The sequence below is a fragment of the Aquimarina sp. EL_43 genome (assembly GCF_943422735.1).
Lineage (GTDB): Bacteria > Bacteroidota > Bacteroidia > Flavobacteriales > Flavobacteriaceae > Aquimarina > Aquimarina megaterium.
Genome location: NZ_CALSBR010000001.1, coordinates 3,940,672 through 3,960,465, shown reverse-complemented (window position 1 = coordinate 3,960,465; position 19,794 = coordinate 3,940,672). Strand labels below are relative to the sequence as shown.

Sequence of the window (19,794 nt, the reverse complement as noted above, 5' to 3'; positions counted from 1 at the left end):
ATTATTTTTCTGTAGAAATTGCTTTTTTATTTTTCTTATAATGCACCTTGTTTCTCCAATATGAAACTATGCCTAGTAGAGCTAAAAAAGCGATAGAGTAATAGACTGCATTAGGCGTAATTACTTTATCACCACTAGCATATGAATGCAATCCTTTGAGGTAAAAATTAACACCAAAGTATGTCATTAGAATACTATATACTGCGATAATAGAGGCCAGGTTAAACCACCATCTTCCTCTCAGGCCAGGAACTAATCTCATATGTATCACAAAGGCATACACCATAATACTTATCAAAGCCCATGTTTCTTTTGGATCCCAACCCCAATAGCGTCCCCAACTCTCATTGGCCCACATCCCTCCCAGAAAGTTACCAATAGTAAGCATTACTAACCCAATAGTAAGTGCCATCTCATTAATAATGGTTATCTCTTTAATATTAAGATCCATTCGTTTCTTATTAGATTCTGTCGTTAATATCATTAATAACAGTGATAGGATTCCTAAAATTGCTCCAACAAAGAATGGTCCATAGCTACCTACAATAATAGATACATGAATCAATACCCAATATGAATCTAATACAGGTTGTAAATTTGCAATTGCAGGATCTGTCCAGTTTTCATGAGCAAAAAACAAGATGATTGCAGCCACAAAAGTGGTAGCTGCAATGGTAAGGTTACTTCTTTTTCCAAAAGCAAGACCAATTGCCAGCGTTGTCCATCCAACATAAATCATAGATTCATATGCATCACTCCATGGTGCATGTCCCGAGACATACCAACGTATTATCAATCCCGCAGTGTGTAGAATAAAAAGAAGAATAACGATACCAATTGCACTATTTACTAAAGCTCTTACAACTTTAGAATCCTTAAATATTCTAACAATTACAAAGATCATTAGTAGTAAGCCTATTACTCCATAGTATCGATATAGTGTTCTAAAAATATCATATTTATTCAGTACAATTTCTGCTTTGATTTTTTTATCTGTTGGTAGTACTTCGTTTCCAAATTTTTTCTGAAAACTTTTAATACTTTCAATATATTGATCAGGTTTGCTATAATCCCCTGTTTTTCTTGCATCTCGTAATGATTGACGATAAATCGGAATGATCTGTCTGGTGTATACCGAATCCATTCCGCTAAATTTAAATTCATTTAGCTCGGGCATAGAAACCCATTTGTTTCCTTCATCACCCGGAACCGGAAAAACTCTTAAAATCCCTCCTCCTAAAGCTTGATTAAGTAAATAAAATTTTTCATGAGTTTTAAGAAAATCTTTTTCAAAACTACTCGGGGTATTTGTGCTACTTGCTTTTTCTAAATAAGGAGCTAGCTTATACGACCCGTCTGGTTCTACAAGATCTATTAAAGATACTCTTCTTTCGGTTTTCGGAACTCCTAATATCTTACGTATACTATCATTTTCTCTTTTAATTTCTATAATTGGCATACTGTACCAGATAAATGGATTTTCTACCATCGATACAAACACCTGGTCTGCATTTAAACCTTTATAGGTATCTTTTTTACTAAGTTTACGCAATAATTCTGAGGAAAAAGTATTTACAGGTTTCATTCTCCCTCTTTCATCCTGTATCACTATACTTCCAAACTTAGCCGCATGAGCAGCAGGAACAACATTGGCTAAAATAACCGAGTCTAATTGTGCCTTACTAGGTAACGATGGTAAGTGATTTGCATGATCAGGCTGAGGTTGGTCTTGCGCAAAAGAAAAAGTAGATACTATTAATGCCAAAAATATGGTTAATGCTTTTTTCTTTTTCTTTATTTTACTCAATTTATCTTCTATTTCCTTAAAACGTGATCCTTTGGTAAAAAGAATTAACATTAATCCTAAATATAATAGCATATACCCTAGGTAAGTAATCCATGTACCCCAACGGTCATGATTTACAGAAAGCACAGTTCCCTTTTCATCTGGATCAAAAGAAGCTTGAAAAAACCTATATCCTTTATGATCTAGTACATGGTTCATATAAATATCATATGGTTGAGAAGAATTTCCTTCTACAATATCAACCTTACTCTTAAAAGATTTATAAACATTCTGTGTCCCGGGAAATTTTTCGGCTATAAAGTCATTTAATTTTAATGCAAAAGGCAATTCCATTTGCTTAGAGCCATAGCTAAAATACATATCCAAACCTCCTAACGAGATTTTGGTCATATCATTATTATACCCTTTTCCTCCCAATAGCTTAACTTCTTTAGTTTCTCCATTGGTAGAGATACTTAATACCAAGGCATCTTCCTGTCCTTTGTCTTTAACTTCTATAGGAACTACATCATACTTACCAGTAATTACAGGATCAGGAATTACAAATTGCATTCCGGCTGTTTGGTACAGTGATCTAAGCATTAAAGGTTGAAGACTATCTTTAAATACTAATCCTTGCATCTGATCTGCCATTCTTAAAAATGATCCATCAAAAGGAGATTCTATAAAGTAATCATCATTTTTATAGGTAATATTTATTGCTCCTTTGGTCGGTTTATTAAAACTAACCAATATATTATGAATATTAGAAACTTCTCCTTCTCTTAGAAAATGATCATGACGATTACCATCTCCTGCTTCTACAACTTTAAGATAGTTCTCTCCATCTTCTGTCTCAACTAATCCCATTTCTGCTCCCTGGATATAGTTTTGATATGTTATTGTAACGGGTTGCTTATTATAATCGGTATGAATAGTAAAATCATTAGTAGTTGCTTCTGCTAACTCTAATGCTTCTGTAATGATACGTCTTCGGGGTTCTCCATTAATTTCTCCATCCAGAAAAACAGATAAATATGTTTTTTCAGAAAGAAAAGTAGATGTAGTTTCACCTTCCCTAATGGGCATAACGCCTTCATAGCTTATATATCGAGTAACAAAAGCTCCTATGATAATTAAAATAAAAGATAAATGAAGTAATAATGTTGCCCATTTATCTTTCTTATATAATTTGTAACGTACAATATTTCCGCAGAAATTAATAACAAAAAACACCATAATAGCCTCAAACCACCATGTATTATACACCCAAATTCTGGCGGCTGTGGTTCCGTGTGCATCTTCTAAAAACGTTCCTACTCCCATAGAAAACGCAAAAACAATAAATAAAACTGCCATTAATCGTGTGGAGAACAAAATACTCGCTAGCTTATCTTGCATAGTAACCTTTCTTTTTTTGCTGGGCAAATTTACTATTTTTAGAAGGATAATGTACCATGATCGCCTTTTGATTTTATGGTTTTAACAGAAGTATAAGTATAACCGATACTACTTTTTCGTTTTTTATAGAAAGATGTCATATTCTATATACTTTTAATGCTAGCTACTTCTAGGAAAAACATCAAAAAACAAGACCAAAATCTGTTATGAATATAGAATTTGGCCTTTTTATTTCTTTTATAGTGCTTTTAGATATTCGACCAGATCATTTTGTTCCTGATTTGATAACCCTAAACTAAAATGATCGTTATAATGTATAACCACATCATTTAGGGTTGTAAATCTCCCATCATGAAAAAATCCATTACCATTAGATTTAACAAACACTCCTCTTAATGGTGGTGTTCTGTACATTTCTGTGGGAGATCTCTTTGCTTCAAAGTCATCAATCCCAATTTCTTCTGGAGTATGTAATATATTGTCTGCAAAAGCACGCCCAGAATGACAAGAAATACAATTTGCTTTGCCTTCAAACAATATTTTACCACGAATCGCCGAAGTCTCATCATAACTATCAGGATCTGGAGTCGGGGCTAGTATTGATAATTGATATTCTCGTAAGCTTTCCAGTTTCGAATCTACCATGTCTACGGGTGCGCTAACATCAAACAGTCCTCTTTCTACTGCAAGTGGAAATTTTTCGGGATCATTTAATCTTTGATCAGAAAAATTTCCTTGTCCTCCCATGACCAAAACACCAATAAATCTATTCCAATAGGACACCTCACCCCAACCAGTATATGTTTCATGAGTTATTCCTTGTAACCCATAAGCTGGAGGTATTACCAATGTTGCTAATTCTCCGTTAGGTTTTGTTACTTTTCCATCCATTAATAATGTGGGAGCAAATCTTCCTGGGCCCCATGCGTTAACAACACTATTAAAAGCTTCTACATCAACACTCAAAATAGCTGCAAGAGGAGCATTTTTAACAAATCCCAGAATAGCTCCGACGTTAAGATCCGTATTTGCCCAACCATCTTTTCTTGTTCCAATTCCAGAAGTAAATGAGTCATCTACTGTAGAATGACATAAAGCACATGTGATTCCTACAGAGGTTAATTTTTTATTTTCATCAAAGCTTCCTTTTACGCCAACAACAGCATCTAGATCTAACAAAGCTACTGTGGTCATTGGATCTGTTAAATCAATACTTCCATCTGTAATACCATCGACTACAGCTTGTGGTAATACTTCTGCATCTACTTTAAGTCCTATTGTTAAAGCTGTAGTTGGGTCAAGACCAGGCCCAAACCCACCATTGGCTGCTCCCAAAATAGCTTTATCTAACTCTAATAAATCTGTCCATTGCGCCTCACTTCCAAAAGTATCATGCCTAAAAATTTCTTTTCCCTCGGCAACCAAAGTCGGATCCAAATTAAGTTCTATCGGAGGTGGTATTACCAATTCTTTTGGTATTGGAATTAAATCATCATCCTTACATTGAGTAAAAAGTATACTAATGCCAAAGAGCATCAGAAAGAATATTGTTTTTCTTAGTTTCATAGCGTTCATTTTTAATGAATTATGTAAAATTTTTAATCATTTATGTAGTATTGATTTTTACGAGTTTTTCACTATTGTATTAACTACACGAGGATCTATTGTAAACCTTAGATAAATGCATGTAAAAAAGGTTACAAAATTTTGCGTTTTTTTAAACCAGGCCTAATTTTGATGAGTTATACTCCCGAAATATTTTTATTATGGATTATTATGAATACCGCCTTTTACTATAGAACTTATTTAAAATAAAAATGAAAAAATGGATTACTCTGCTTTTTAAGGGAACTTCCTTATTTTAGCCAAATGATTAGAGTTATAATTCTTGGTGCCGGTAATGTAGCTAAACACTTGTATACTGCTTTTTATAATCAAAAATCGGTAGAAGTTGTACAGTGTTATAATCGTAAAGGGTTACTGTTACATCCTAACCAGAAAGAAAACACTATTACACAAGATTTTAGCTCTATACAAGAAGCTGATATTTATATTCTGGCGGTGAGTGATGATGCAATTGAAAAGGTTTCTAATCTATTACCTTTTACAAATAAACTTATTGTTCATACCTCTGGCAGTGTTCCTATGAATGCCCTGATAAATACCAATAGAAGAGGTGTTTTTTATCCTTTACAAACATTTAGCAAAGATAAAGCTGTTGATTTTAGCACTATTCCCTTTTGTTTGGAAGCTGAAAATGAAACCGATCTTACGCTATTAAAAAAATTAAGCACTACCCTTTCTGAAAAGGTATATGAAATTTCTTCAGAACAGCGTAATATACTTCATGTTTCTGCTGTATTCGTAAATAATTTTACAAATTATTTGTTTTCAACAGCAAACGATATTTGTAATGAACACGATGTTCCTTTTGAAATTTTGCATCCTTTGATTTTGGAGACTGCTCAAAAAATCACAAAAATGAATCCTGATCTGGCTCAAACAGGGCCAGGGATACGTAATGATTCTAAAACGATAAACAGGCATTTAAAAATAATAACAGATACTACACAACAAAAACTATATAAAACCCTTACCAAAGCAATACAATCTAAATATGGAAAAAAGTTATAAAGAATACCTGCAGCATATTACCACCTTTATTTTTGATGTAGATGGAGTACTTACCGATGGTACTGTCATTATCAATACCGATGGACAACTGCTAAGAACAATGAATATTAAAGATGGGTACGCTTTGAAAACTGCAATACAACAGGGTTTTAAAGTATGTATTATTTCTGGAGGAAAAAATGAAGGTGTTCGTCAACGCTTAAAAGGCTTAGGAATAACAGATATATATCTTGGAGCGCATCACAAAGTAGAACAACTAAATGAATATCTCGAAACTAATAATATCAACATAAAAAATGTATTATATATGGGTGATGATATTCCTGATTTACCAGTTATGAAAATGGTAGGCTTACCAACTTGCCCTCAAGACGCAGTGGCAGAAGTAAAAGAAGCTTCTAAATATGTGTCCTATAAAAAAGGAGGTAAAGGATGTGCAAGAGATGTTATCGAACAGGTGCTCAAAGTCCAGGAGAAATGGGTATTAGATTTTGATGCAAAAGCATAACGAGAACATATTTTTTTGAAAACTATACATTAGAAATTACACATCTAAATGAAAATCGTATTTGCTACCAATAATCTTAACAAAATAAAAGAAGTACAAGCATTACTGCCTCCTACTATCCAAATAGTAGGGCTTAGTGATATAGGTTGCATAGAAGATATCCCCGAAACTTCTACAACTATTGAAGGTAATGCAATGCAAAAAGCTAATTATATCAAAGAGCATTATGGATTTGATTGTTTTGCCGATGATACAGGGCTTGAAGTCGAATCGTTGCATGGTGCTCCCGGAGTATACTCTGCAAGGTATGCTGGTGAAGCCAAAGATGCTAATGCAAATATGGATAAACTTTTAAAAGAGTTAAAAGAAAAAGAAAATCGTAAGGCACAGTTTAAAACTGTAATCGCCTTGGTATCAAACGGAAAAGTCAAAACATTTACAGGAATATGCCCTGGTTTTATTACCGAAGATAAAAGAGGAAAAGGAGGTTTTGGGTATGATCCAGTTTTTTTACCCGATGGGTATACCGAAACATTTGCCGAACTTTCTTTATCAGAAAAAAACAAGATTGGTCATCGTGGAAAAGCAGTACGCCAGCTTATCGAGTATTTTTTGTGATTTATCCGGGGCCAGGAAAGGCTAACATCTCTCCCATGCCAACAGTAAATAACCAATTACCATAAATAGCATGTTCTATAGAGACTAAGGTAGTGGATTTTGTTTTTTGGTAAGTATAAGCAAATAACAAACCGCCAACAAAAGTTAATACTTGTACTAAAAAGCTACTCAAAAAAAGATGAGCTAAAGAAAAAAGGATTGCGTTTATAAAAATAAACAACCACTTATTACTAATCAGATTTTCATAACGCTCATAAAAAAAGGTTCTATATATAATCTCCTGTGGCCAAACAGACAAAAATGTATATACAAAAAGAATAATTATCCATAACCCTGGTCTTTTTATAAGTACAGAAAACAACTTATCTGGAGCAATTAGAAAGACATATAGCCCAGTTATTATCGCAATAATCCCAAACTTAACTATAATTTCTTTCCAAAAAGGTTTCCAATATTCTTTAACAGGAAACTTCAATCTCAACAGTCCTTTCTTTTTAAGAAGGACAAGAATATAAACAAACCCCAAAACGGTAGGTATGACTTTAAAAAGAAAGTGAGAATCTAATAAAAAGCTTATCGGTAGTAATACAAAAAAACAAAATAACTCTAAGCCTTTATATGTGTTAGTTTCCATCCTATTAGTTTTCGACTAATTTCAATATAAAAAATGAAACCTACACTATCAAAATCGTATTGAAATTAAAATAACGATTTTTTAACTATACCAACACATTATATTATATCCATAATAAAAAAAGCCTCTGGGGTATGAGGCTTATTAGGGTTTGGGGCGAAATTAATTTGGGCAAAAAAGACTAATTCTAGTTCAATGGGCTAATCAATATTTTAACTTCTTTATATTTTTTCTTTTTGATACTTCAAAAGTATGTTGTTATCATCATAATCTTACAAAACAACCTCATCAAAAATAATAAAATATCGACAAAATACCAAAAAACAAGACAAAATACATATCTCATTTAACATATAATTATAATTATATTATAATCAGCTCATTAAATATCGTATGTAAATTAAAATGAAGGTTAAAAAAATCAAAGAAACAAGTACATCAATATGATCAAATAAAACTCATAAAACATCTTACATGAATATATACAAAAAGCAAAAAGCCTCTGGGTATGAGGCTTATTAGGTTTAGTGGATAAAACAACTCATAAGAATTATTTTATTGGGACAAAAAAAGTCGCAAAACAATCAAAAAAAATCCAATTTTTCTCTTACTCTTCTTCTTTCACATTTCAAAAGTACAACACATTACAAATTTTATGATAAAATCAACATATGATAAAATTAAAAATATCGGCAAAATGCATAAAAACAAGATAAAAAACACATTCCTGTTATTTTAAATTAATATTTTATACTCTTACTCCTTTTATTTTTAGGTTTGAACGTAATTAAACTCAATGCAGACGTTGCATAGCTTTTATTAATATCGTAACATTACATCCATAAAATTTCGAATTTAGCATATGGAAAGTCAAAACATCACACCTACCGATCCCCAAAACGAAGATATTATTGAGAATAAAGAATTAAACATCTGGGAAGCTTTGATCCCAATTATAGCATTGGTTATTATGCTATTCTTTAATGTCTATTATATTTATGGAGATGAAGCAATTAGCGGAAGTAATCAGTTTGTTTTGCTTTTGGGAGCTGCAGTAGCAGCGATAGTAGGGTTTTATAATAAGGTAACTTATAAACAAATGATGGAAGAAGTTGCCAAAAATATAAAATCAACCTCTAGTGCACTAATTATACTATTACTAGTGGGATCATTAGCAGGAACCTGGTTGATTAGCGGTATTATCCCAACCATGATTTATTATGGTTTACAAATTCTTAATCCAACTATTTTTCTGGCTGCCTGTGTAATTATTTGTGCCATCATATCTATTGCAACAGGTAGTTCCTGGACTACTTCTGCAACTGTAGGTATTGCACTTATTGGTATTGGTGACACCTTGGGAATCTCTCTCGGAATGACAGCAGGTGCTGTAATCTCTGGTGCTTATTTTGGAGATAAAATGTCTCCCTTATCCGATACTACTAATTTAGCTCCTGCAATGGCTGGTGGGGAATTATTTTCTCATATAAAATATATGGCGTATACAACCATACCAACTATAGTAATCACACTATTGGTTTTTATTGTTATAGGATTTACAATTGATACATCTGGAACTCCGGAAATTAGTGAGCAATTACATGTTATTGATAATGCTTTTAATATTTCTCCCTGGTTATTTATTGTTCCTGTTTTGATTATCGGTTTAATTATTAAAAAAACACCTCCAGTGGTTGCCTTACTTATAGGTACGTTGCTTGGCGCTATTGCTGCCGTTATTGCTCAACCAGAAATTGTAACGACCGTTGCCGGTAGTGACGAATTCACATTTAATTCTGCATATAAAGGAGTGATGAATGCAATAACAACAAAAACATCAATACAGACATCTAATGCCGAACTTACTAAGCTCTTTACTTCTAAAGGAATGGTCGGAATGTTAAACACCATTTGGTTAATACTATGCGCAATGGTATTTGGTGGTGTGATGGATGCGATTGGAGCACTAGCTAGAATTAGTAAAGCTTTATTGAATTTATTTGATTCGGTATTTGGTCTTTTTGCCAGTACAGTAGTAAGTTGCCTTGCGCTAAATGTAACTGCGTCTGATCAATATTTAGCTATCGTAGTACCAGGAAGAATGTATGCCAAAGCCTATAAAGATAAAGGACTAGCTCCAGAAAACCTTAGTCGTACTTTAGAGGATTCGGGAACTGTTACTTCTGTTTTAATTCCCTGGAACACTTGTGGAGCTTATCAAAGTGGAGTGCTTAATGTACCAGTATTAGACTATTTCTTTTTTGCTATTTTTAACTGGCTTAGTCCATTTATGACACTACTTTTTGCTGCTTTCAGAATTAAAATAAAGCAGTTGGCTAAAAGCTAACAACTATTAAACAACATATAAAAAAAGCACATTGTTCTCAATGTGTTTTTTTTATTCCCATATGTTTTATAAAGCATGTTCACTCAGAATAAATTCGAAATAGAAGAAAAGTAAAAACCTATTAAACAACACATTACATAGCAGCACCTTGGCTCATTTAGCCCTAATAAAATTCGAATATCGTATTAAAAAACCTTCTTTTTTAGAATAGTTTTCAGTTTTTAACAAAAAAACTAAGAATACAATTGCCAAACATATGTATTTATAGATTTTTGAAACCTTAACATAAACTTAATATTATGAAAACAATTCAAAAAATTATTCGCATTAAGATGGTTCTAATCATGTTTGGAATCGCAACTTTTTTAAATTCTTGTTCTAAAGAAGAAGTCTCTGGGGAAGTATCAACAGAAATTCCTTCTACAGATATTAGTGCTGCACAAGCTGTTCCTAATAGCTATATTATTGTTTTTAAAGAGGATGAAAAATTAAAAAAGAACAAACAAAAAGTAACCCAAAAAGCATCTGGTATTTTATCTAAATACAAAATTTCTTCGGATAAAATGAAATTTGTTTACGAAACTGCGATACAGGGATTTAACGTTGATGGTATTTCTACAAAAGAAGTAGAGTTACTTAAAAACGATCCTGACATTCTTGCTGTAGAGCCGAATTACATCGAGAGATTAGATGTTACCGTAGAACAAGGAGTAATGCCTACTGTAACAACAGGAAAAGACTCTAATAAGGCTGCAGCTACCACTGGTTATTATGAAACCGGAGGAGATTATGTAGACTGGGGAGTTGTAAGAGTTGGAGGGTATACCTACTCTACAGGAAAAACGGCTTGGGTTCTGGATAGCGGTGTGTATGCTCACCCTGATCTTAACATCGATTATAATCGTAGTACCACTTTTGTAGATAACAATTGGGGAGACAGAAATGGTCATGGTACTCACGTGGCAGGAACCATTGGTGCAATGCATAATGGGGATGGTGTTGTTGGAGTTGCTCCAGGGGCTACAATTGTTGCGGTAAAAGTATTAAGTGATAGCGGATCAGGAACACAAGCGCAAATCATTGCAGGAATCAATTATGTTGCTAATAATGCTAGTTATGGTGATGTATGGAACTATAGTATAGGGTTTACTAGCAGAACAATTAGTGTAGCTTACGAAACGGCTTTTAGAAACTTAGCAAGAACTACATTTGGCGCTATGGCTGCTGGTAATAATAATGATGATGTACAATATTACTCGCCACAAAGAGCATATATCGAAGGATGCTGGGTAGTTGGAAACATGACTAATACAGATGCTGCTGCAGGTGGTTCTAGCTACGGAGACAATGTACATGCATGGGCTCCGGGAACAAGAATCTGGTCTTGTGGTATAGGCGGTAACGAATTTGCACTAAAATCTGGTACTTCAATGGCTTCTCCTCATTTGGCAGGTATATTACTTGTTAATGGAACTGGTAAGATTTTTACTGATGGTAATGTTACTAAAGGAGGGTATACTGCCTCAATAGCAGTAGCAAAGCAATAAAACATTCTAATTCTAGTGACATTTTTATTTCAGAAATTGGTTAATTGTAAATAAGCAAACTTGGTTGTTTGTGTATTCTGTAAAAGGCTGTTTAAAATTTTAAACAGCCTTTTCTCTTTATTACTTATGGCATATAATAAATTCATCTTTTCAATTTACTGCTCTACACTTTGTACACGACAAAAATTTACATGATACAGAGATGAGCTAATTTGTCATTCTGTCGAAGAACAGGATCTACTCATTAATAGCACAATAGATAATACTTGGGTTTCTATATATTAAAAGGCTGCATGAAATTTTCATACAGCCTTTCCTTATTTACCGCCAAAAACGGGTAAATTCAAACTAAACTAACTAATTTTTTACCATTGTAGGGTTAACTACCAGGCTAGAAATCATTTTCACTTTGTTTGATACAGTAGCATAGTTTGGTGAAAATTGGATAACCTGATCTGCAATTTCTTTAAAATCCTGCTCTGTACCGTTTCCTTCAACAGTAAAGCAATATTCTATTGCATCATATCCTACAGGAGAAGTTTCGTTTATCCCCAAAAATCCTTGTAAATCTAAAGTTGATTTTATCTCTAAAGAAACTCCTTCTAATTCGATTCCTTTTATTGAAGCCATAGCTACAAAAGTCACCATCATACAACCCGAAAGTCCTCCTAATAAATAGTCTTGAGGTGTTGGAGAAGAATGTTCTCCTAATAGTTGTTCTGGCTCGTCTATAACAAAAGAAAAACTATGAGGTATCTTCTCATCTCCAAGCTGTAATGCATTGGTTTCAACCCCTACTTTAGTTCCTCCTAACCAGGTCGCTTTAATACCTCCAGAATACATTCCATTCTTAGGATCCTGTTCAACTGTATTTTTATACGTCCCTAAGGCCTCTAAATTAATTCCGTTAATCATAATTGTTTAAAGTTTTAATTGTTAATGTATTTAATTTAAGTATCCGTGATCTATTAATTGTTGTTGTACTTCCATATATGTATCTGCATATAATTTATCTACTTCATTTCGGGATAAGAAAGAACTAGAGAATCCTGGTTTTTCTGGATCTATCATTAATTTTACAGATTGCATGAAGTGTTGTATCAATTCTTTTGGGTTTTCATTACCTACAGATACTCTCATTGTTGTTTTATGGATACCTGCCTCTAGAAGAGCATCTTTATTTAACTCAGAATGAGATGTAAATGCAGGGCATAGAAGTGTTGTATTAATCTGCCCTAAACTTACCTGAAGACCAAATGCGGGAGCTAACGTATCAAAGAACATTTTAAATGACTTATCTGATACTTTTGCTTTTTCAAAATCAATAGTAAATAAAGGCGAAGCTAATTGATACTTACTAATCTTCTTCATGATACTATGATTATGGTTGTTTTCTAATCCATTACAGTGTACTGTAATACCAGGATTAGAGTCAAAGAATTTAGCCAATACCAAAGTATTTACACATTTTTGAACCATTCTCATGCTTAGTGTTTTCATACCAGACAACACCTCGAATGCGGTATCAGAATCTAAGAAAGCGCCTTTAATATAGTATACATTCCAGAATAAAGTTTCATCCCATTTTATTCCATCTACTTCGTCTCCTTTTGGCAAGAACATTAAGTTATTTTTACCTATAATACCTCCTGCTATTGCATTACCAGATCCGGTAATATCTTTGGTATAGCTATGGAATAAAAAATCTGGTCTACATTCTTCATCTTCATGTTGTAATGGTTTGATTAAAAACGGTGTTGCTACAGTACCATCTAACATTACCGTTGCTCCATTTTGTTTAGAAATTTTACAAATAGCAGGCACATCCAGCATATAACCATGAGGGTTACAAGGGGATTCCATATAGACATGCAATTTGTTACCAGAAGAAAGAATATCCTTATAATCCTCTTTTGCTTTTTCTAATACTGGTTTAAAATCTTCAATAGAATATCCATCAAACCAAACCACATTAATGGCAAACTTATTCTTTTTAGCAAAAAAATCTTCGATTAACTGGTAAACCCCTCCGTAGATATTTCTAGAAAGTATAAGAACATCTCCATGGTTTAATACATTACTTAATAACGCATCTACAGCCGCCATACCGCTATTAAAATTCCATGCGGTATACTCATCTGCATATTTACCTGCTTCTATATGCACCATATGAGTAGCCAAAGCCATAGAGGTAGGATTCAATAATCTAGAGTATATATGGTGTATTGATTCTTTACCATTAAAAGCATCATCAACCCATTCTGTACAAGAGTAATCGTATGTAGAAGTACGTGCGATTACTGGAGTTGCAGAAAATAAGGCTGCAATATTATTAAATAAAGGATGAGGTCCTTTGGCTTGTAAAGATTCGTCTGATTGCCCTAAAGACTGATAGGTTTTGCTTAGCGGATTTTGTAATGTTTCTAATACTTTTGCTATCTGAAAAGATAAAAAACGTTTAGCATTAAAGTACGCTACTTTTTCTCCCTGATCTAATTTTGCAATTGTATTATTGGTTATTTCCTGTAATTTAGAAATATCTGATTGTGCATGGTAAATATCCATAGCAGCACCTTTCAAAGCTTCTCCATACGCACTATCAACATCAATTTGAAAATGTTCTAACTGCTCGATCGCCAACTCTTCTATGGTTGTGCTTGCCGTAGATTTTCTCCTAGGTGATAACACCTTAGCCATATCCATGTTTCCATTTTTGGTTACGGTTTCATCTGATAACATCTCTATGTTTTCTATACTATTCATATCTATTATTTATTTAAAGGTTAAAACATGCAATTTTAGTTGTGGTCATTTCCCGTATAGCAGATTTTACGCCTTCCCGGCCAATACCACTTTGTTTAATTCCGCCAAAAGGCATCATATCGATTCGGTAATCAGAAGAATCATTAACCATAACTCCACCGCACTGCAATTGGTTAACTGCCTTAAATGCTGCTTCGATCGAATTTGTAAAAATTCCTGCATGTAATCCGTAAGGAGAATCATTACTTGCTTTAATACCTTCTTCTAATGAGCTTATTCTGGAAATTGTTGCTACAGGTCCAAAGATTTCTTGTTTACCATTTAGGGGATGGTCATGGTTTCCTTCGATGAGTGTTGCTTCAAAAGCGTTACCTACCCGGTTTCCTCCACATAAAACCTGGTAACCAGAATTTTTTAAATCGGAAATTGAGTTCTCTATAACACCAATTGCTTCTTGAGTAATAATAGGTCCCATATCTGTATTAGCATCACTTGGGTCACCTATTTTTACTGATTTTGCCAGGGTAATTACTTTTTCTTTGAACGCATCATAGATCGCATCATGAACATACATTCGTTTTACGCCTACACAGTTTTGGCCCGCTGCCCATATCATACCTCCTATGCAGTTTTCTGCAACGGCATCTATATCAACATCATCCATGACTATTACCGGAGAGCTCGAACCAAGTTCCATCGCTACTTTTTTAATTCCAGCAGCTTTTATGATCGCCTCTCCGGATTTTGTCCCCCCTGTAAAACTTACCATGTTAATACGCGAGTCTGTAATTAATGTATTCCCAAAATTACTTACCGGCCCGGTTATGATATTTAGAATATGATAAGGTAAACCAGCCTCTAGAAACAACTCACTTAGTTTTATTGCAGAAATTGGAGTGAAATCTGACGGTTTAAGTATAACCGCATTACCCGAGGCTATTGCAGGGCCTAATTTATGAGCCACCAAATTAAGGGGATCATTAAACGGTGTAATTGCAGTAATGATACCAATTGGGTCGTGTACATAATACCCTGTTCTCGAAGCGGCCCCGGCAAATGCGCTAAAAGGCACAGTTTCTCCCGTAAGTCTTTTGGCCTCTTCACTACAAAGAGTTAATGTATTGATACATCTATCTACTTCTTTGGCAGCTTCAATTTTGGTTTTAACTCCCTCGTTTACTATGATTTGAGTAAATTCTTCTTTCCTTTCTTTTAAGAAAACAACTACTCTGGCGATAATTTCACTTCTATCATAAGGTGATAGATTTCTTGATATCTCTTTTCCTAACTCTGCAGATTTTAAAGCCTTCTGCACATGATCTGCATCAGCACAAGAAACAGCGTACATCTCTTTTCCTGAATACGGATTTAATACCGGTAATTTTGTTGAGCTTTCTATCCAATTTTCTCCAATCAACATTTTCATGGTATCAATCTTATCTAAAGTGCTTATCATACCTCAACTATTTTTTAATTATAGATAATACATCTGAGAATACAGAGTAACCAGTTTCAAGCTTCCCGGCTCCGGGTCCTGTGACCATAAGTTTTCCTAAATATGCAGTAGAGACTTCTATTGCATTAGTAACACCTCCAATATTTGATAGCGCATCTTCGCTATCCAAAGCTTCTGGCTGTACTCTTGCCTCTATAGCTTTTCCAGTTTTTGTTAAGCTACCTACAAGGCGAATATTTTTCCCTTCTTTTTTTGCAGTATCCAGCTGTTCTTTAGAAATAGTATCTATACCTACGGTAGGTATGTTATCTAATCCCAGATCAACACCAAAAACTTTATGAGAAAGTATAGCTACTTTTCCTCTTGCATCATATCCCTTAACATCATTAGTAGGGTCTGCTTCTGCATATCCTTTTTCCTGAGCAACTCCTAACGCATTTTCAAAAGAGTCTCCCTGAGACATTTTTGATAGTATATAATTACTTGTACCATTAAGAATTCCTCGTATACTTACGATATCATCTCCGGCAAGGCATTCTTCAATTAATGAAAATGTAGGAGTACCACTTAATACAGTACCTTCATATCGTAACATCACCTGATTATCATTTGCTAACTTATTTAGCTCTGTATAATGCAATGCAACCGGTCCTTTATTTGTAGTAACTACATGCTTACCGTTTGTAAGAGCATCTTTGATAAAAGTATATGCAGGATCTCCTGTTGTATAATCACTATATGTTGCCTCTACAATAAGGTCTACACTATCTATTTCAGAAAGAGAGTCTCCATCTTTTAATGAAGTATCACTTATCTTTTCCCCATTATTTAGTTTATCTAAAAGTTCACTAATATTTATTCCCTGGGGATTATATATGTTTCCTCTTGCAATATCTTTGACAGCTACAACCTTGATATCACTTCCAAATTTTTGAGAAATCCAATCTGTTTTTTGTTCCAGAATTTCTAAAAAACCTCTACTTACGGTACCCAACCCTATTATACCTATATTCATTTTTGAATTTAATTTTACAAGTTCACGAACAAAATTCACTATATTTACAAATTATATGAATTATATTCATATTAAATTTCAGTAAAAACGAAATAAATTCTAAATAGATAGTAAATATGAAGTTAGATCAGAAGGATATTCAGATTTTGAACCTATTACAAAATAATGCTCGGCTTTCAAACAAAGAGGTAGCTGCAGAGCTAGATATTGCCCCCTCTACTTGTCATGAACGATTAAAAAGATTAACCAGAGAAGGTTTTTTTAAAGCTTTTAACGCTGATCTTAATTTAAAAAAATTAGGAATCAATGTACAAGTAATAGTAGCTATACGTTTAAAAAAGCATGAAAGAGAAATTATAAATTCTTTTATCAAAAGAATACGAACACTTAAAGGGGTTATTAAGTTTTATCATATGGCAGGAGATACTGACTTTATGATTCACATTGGAGTAAAAGATTCTGATGATCTTAGATCTTTTATTCTTGATAAATTAGCAAACTTTAGTTACATAGACCATATAGAAACGGCTATGATTTTTTATGATGAATGCGTATGCAATCTTTCTATTTTTGAATCTGGAAATTAAAAATAGTTAGTCCAAAAAGTACTATTTGTCAACTATAGGAATTGGATTTTTATTATTATCTATAGCCACAAACTTAAAGTGCCCAGTAACTGCTAGTTCTCTATCATAGCTATACATATCTTCTTTGTAAATATCGACTTTCACCAAACAACTGGTTCTACCTACTTCTGCAATTCTTGCTACAAGTTCTACAATGGTTCCTTCGGGTATTGGTTTTTCAAAATCAATTTTATCTGTAGATATGGTAACTACTTTTTTTCTACTAAAACGAGTAGCACAAATAAAAGATACTTCGTCCATAAGCTGTAATGCCGTACCACCAAACAAAGTTTCGTAATGGTTGGTCGTATTAGGAAACACAGCTTTAAAGATTCTTGTTTCAGATTTATTAATTAATTCTTCTATAGCATTCATACAATTGTGATATAGTTTTTTCTTATCATTTTATCTGTCAAAGGTAAATCTTATCATACTATCTTTGCCTTATACTTAAAAAAACTTCGAATGGATATTATAGAAAGTTTACATTGGCGTTATGCCACCAAAAAATTCGATACTAAGCAAATTGTTTCTCAGGAAAAAATAGATACACTAACGGAAGCTTTTAACCTTACTGCCACCTCATATGGCTTACAACCATTAAAACTAGTGGTAATTAAGAATAAAGACTTGCAAAAAGAACTCACCACACATTCCTGGAATCAACAACAAGTTGCTGATGCGTCTCATGTATTAGTATTTTGTATCGAAAAAACAATTGGAGAACAATACATATCCAAGTATTTTGATACTGTAAAAGAAATAAGGGATACTCCCGAAGAAATATTAAAACCTTTTAAAGAACAACTCGTAGATTCTTTTACTTATAAGTCTCCCGAAGAGATATCAAACTGGGCTGCAAAACAAGCATATTTGGCACTGGGAAATATACTTACCGTATGTGCGATCGAAAAAATAGATTCTTGCCCTATGGAAGGTTTTATACCAGAAAAATACGATGAACTCCTTAATCTTAATGACTTAGGGTTAACATCGGTACTGGTATTACCTATTGGGTATCGAGCAGAAGATGATATGTTTTCTGAGTTAAAAAAAGTAAGACGCCCAATTACAGATACTATCATTACCTTCTAAGTTTTGGTTTCTTATATTTAAACTAACACTACAAAAAATATTAAGTAGCGGTATAATCAAAAAAATCTAGAATAACCACTGTAAAATCAAAACTCTTTTCGGTATTTTTGCTGGAAAGAGTTTTTAATTTAACACTATACTTATGCCAGGATTTGAGTTATTTGGTGCAGAAGAACAAAAAGAAGTTCAGGATGTTTTAGATAATGGAGTTTTAATGCGATATGGATTTGATCCTATGAGAAATGGTCATTATAAAGCATTAGAATTAGAAAGAGATTTAGCAAACAGAATGCAATCCAAATATGCTCAGGTAGTTTCTAGCGGAACCGCGGCTTTAACAGTTGCATTGGCATGTGCCGGTATAGGATCTGGAGATGAGGTAATCATGCCTACATTTACTTTTGTAGCAAGTTTTGAAGCTATATTATCTGTTGGAGCGATCCCAGTACTATGTGATATAGACGACACACTTACCTTAGACCCTAAAGCTGTTGAAGCATCTATCACTCCTAAAACTAAAGCAATTATGCCTGTGCATATGTGCGGATCTATGGCAGATCTTGGCGCGTTAAAAGCAATTAGTGATAAACATAACCTTATTCTATTAGAAGATGCTTGCCAGGCTATCGGAGCTACTTACGATGGAAAACCATTAGGAAGTTATGGAGATTTGGGTTGTTTTTCTTTTGATTACGTTAAAACAATTACCTGCGGTGAAGGTGGTGGTATCATTACCAACTCTGAAACATTTGCAGATCGAGCACACAAATACCAGGATCATGGTCACGATCATGTTGGTAATGATCGTGGTGCAGAAACACATCCTTTCTTAGGATATAACTATAGGTTATCTGAATTAAATGCAGCAGTGGGGATTGCACAGCTAAGAAAATTAGATCATACATTAACAATCCAAGAAAAAAATTATACTATACTACGCAATGCTCTGGCAGAAGTTCCCGAAGTTTCCTTTAGAAGAGTGCCAGAAACAGGGGTAGAAAATTATTCCTTTCTAAATATATTTTTACCTACAGAAGATATAGCCAGAAAAGCACATAAAGCCTTGGGAGAAAATGGTGTAGATGCTTGTTTTTATTGGTTCGACAATAATTGGCATTACTATAAAAAATGGGAGCACCTTTTAGAACAAAAATCTCTTAGTAAGTTTTCTCAGGAAATACAATCAGGGCTACAAAAAAAACAATAGGCCGTTTGATGCAAGCGATCTATGGATGGGTCGTACTATTTCTTGCTTAATCAAGTTAAATTGGTCTGAAACAGAAGTAGCAAATAGAGCCTCAAAAATGGTTGAAGCTTTAAAAGGTGTCCTTGTAAAAAGTGTATTATAAGATATAAGGTATCTA

General features: G+C 33.7%; 15 protein-coding genes and 1 pseudogene. 8 read left to right on the top strand and 8 right to left on the bottom strand.

The window, feature by feature from the left end:
• Position 1: 1 nt before the first annotated feature.
• Positions 2–3,187, bottom strand: coding sequence for a cytochrome c biogenesis protein (gene ccsA, locus NNL09_RS17050; protein ID WP_196910504.1), 3,186 nt, complete (start codon positions 3,185–3,187; stop codon positions 2–4).
• A 237-nt stretch (positions 3,188–3,424) separates the two neighbouring features.
• Positions 3,425–4,753 carry a hypothetical protein gene (locus NNL09_RS17045; RefSeq protein WP_196910505.1) on the bottom strand — a complete coding sequence of 443 codons (1,329 nt, stop codon included), beginning with the start codon at positions 4,751–4,753 and terminating at the stop codon, positions 3,425–3,427.
• 303 nt (positions 4,754–5,056) lie between these two features.
• Between NNL09_RS17045 and NNL09_RS17040 the strand changes: the two genes are divergently transcribed.
• From NNL09_RS17040 to NNL09_RS17030, 3 genes are read left to right on the top strand one after another with little or no spacing between them, the layout of a single operon-like run.
• The gene (locus tag NNL09_RS17040; protein ID WP_196910506.1) at positions 5,057–5,821 is read left to right on the top strand and encodes a Rossmann-like and DUF2520 domain-containing protein; all 765 of its coding nucleotides are present in this window, start codon (positions 5,057–5,059) and stop codon (positions 5,819–5,821) included.
• On the top strand, positions 5,805–6,329 hold the full coding sequence (locus NNL09_RS17035; protein WP_025664938.1) for an HAD family hydrolase: 525 nt from the start codon (positions 5,805–5,807) through the stop codon (positions 6,327–6,329). The genes NNL09_RS17040 and NNL09_RS17035 overlap by 17 nt, the downstream gene beginning before the upstream one ends.
• A gap of 48 nt (positions 6,330–6,377) precedes the next feature.
• On the top strand, positions 6,378–6,947 hold the full coding sequence (locus NNL09_RS17030) for a non-canonical purine NTP diphosphatase (RefSeq protein ID WP_025664937.1): 570 nt from the start codon (positions 6,378–6,380) through the stop codon (positions 6,945–6,947).
• Position 6,948: 1 nt separating this feature from the next.
• On the opposite strand, the gene NNL09_RS17025 is transcribed toward NNL09_RS17030, so the two are convergent.
• A complete protein-coding gene (locus NNL09_RS17025) occupies positions 6,949–7,581 on the bottom strand; it encodes a CPBP family intramembrane glutamic endopeptidase (RefSeq protein ID WP_025664936.1) in 633 nt (210 codons plus the stop codon).
• Positions 7,582–8,443: 862 nt separating this feature from the next.
• Here NNL09_RS17025 and nhaC point away from each other — a divergent pair.
• Together nhaC and NNL09_RS17015 are read left to right on the top strand one after the other, a co-directional pair.
• Complete coding sequence (gene nhaC / locus NNL09_RS17020; protein WP_025664935.1) at positions 8,444–9,928, top strand: Na+/H+ antiporter NhaC; 1,485 nt, start codon at positions 8,444–8,446, stop codon at positions 9,926–9,928.
• 299 nt (positions 9,929–10,227) lie between these two features.
• Positions 10,228–11,475 carry a S8 family serine peptidase gene (locus NNL09_RS17015; RefSeq protein ID WP_196910507.1) on the top strand — a complete coding sequence of 416 codons (1,248 nt, stop codon included), beginning with the start codon at positions 10,228–10,230 and terminating at the stop codon, positions 11,473–11,475.
• 357 nt (positions 11,476–11,832) lie between these two features.
• Here the strand turns inward: NNL09_RS17015 and NNL09_RS17010 are convergent, their stop codons facing one another.
• From NNL09_RS17010 to NNL09_RS16995, 4 genes are read right to left on the bottom strand one after another with little or no spacing between them, the layout of a single operon-like run.
• On the bottom strand, positions 11,833–12,390 hold the full coding sequence (locus NNL09_RS17010) for an OsmC family protein (RefSeq protein ID WP_025664933.1): 558 nt from the start codon (positions 12,388–12,390) through the stop codon (positions 11,833–11,835).
• Between the two features lie 30 nt (positions 12,391–12,420).
• Positions 12,421–14,238 carry a PLP-dependent aspartate aminotransferase family protein gene (locus tag NNL09_RS17005; protein WP_025664932.1) on the bottom strand — a complete coding sequence of 606 codons (1,818 nt, stop codon included), beginning with the start codon at positions 14,236–14,238 and terminating at the stop codon, positions 12,421–12,423.
• A gap of 13 nt (positions 14,239–14,251) precedes the next feature.
• Positions 14,252–15,694, bottom strand: a complete 1,443-nt coding sequence (locus NNL09_RS17000; RefSeq protein ID WP_196910508.1) for an aldehyde dehydrogenase family protein — start codon at positions 15,692–15,694, stop codon at positions 14,252–14,254.
• Positions 15,695–15,701: 7 nt separating this feature from the next.
• On the bottom strand, positions 15,702–16,709 hold the full coding sequence (locus tag NNL09_RS16995; protein ID WP_196910509.1) for a homoserine dehydrogenase: 1,008 nt from the start codon (positions 16,707–16,709) through the stop codon (positions 15,702–15,704).
• A gap of 116 nt (positions 16,710–16,825) precedes the next feature.
• Between NNL09_RS16995 and NNL09_RS16990 the strand changes: the two genes are divergently transcribed.
• A complete protein-coding gene (locus tag NNL09_RS16990) occupies positions 16,826–17,296 on the top strand; it encodes an Lrp/AsnC family transcriptional regulator (RefSeq protein ID WP_025664929.1) in 471 nt (156 codons plus the stop codon).
• A 21-nt stretch (positions 17,297–17,317) separates the two neighbouring features.
• Here the strand turns inward: NNL09_RS16990 and NNL09_RS16985 are convergent, their stop codons facing one another.
• Positions 17,318–17,710, bottom strand: a complete 393-nt coding sequence (locus NNL09_RS16985) for an acyl-CoA thioesterase (RefSeq protein ID WP_025664928.1) — start codon at positions 17,708–17,710, stop codon at positions 17,318–17,320.
• Between the two features lie 90 nt (positions 17,711–17,800).
• Here NNL09_RS16985 and NNL09_RS16980 point away from each other — a divergent pair, with 90 nt between their 5' ends.
• Together NNL09_RS16980 and NNL09_RS16975 are read left to right on the top strand one after the other, a co-directional pair.
• Positions 17,801–18,430 (top strand): NAD(P)H-dependent oxidoreductase, encoded by a 630-nt coding sequence (locus tag NNL09_RS16980; protein WP_025664927.1) that lies wholly within the window; start codon positions 17,801–17,803, stop codon positions 18,428–18,430.
• Positions 18,431–18,572: 142 nt separating this feature from the next.
• Positions 18,573–19,779: pseudogene (locus tag NNL09_RS16975) on the top strand (DegT/DnrJ/EryC1/StrS family aminotransferase).
• Positions 19,780–19,794: the final 15 nt, after the last annotated feature.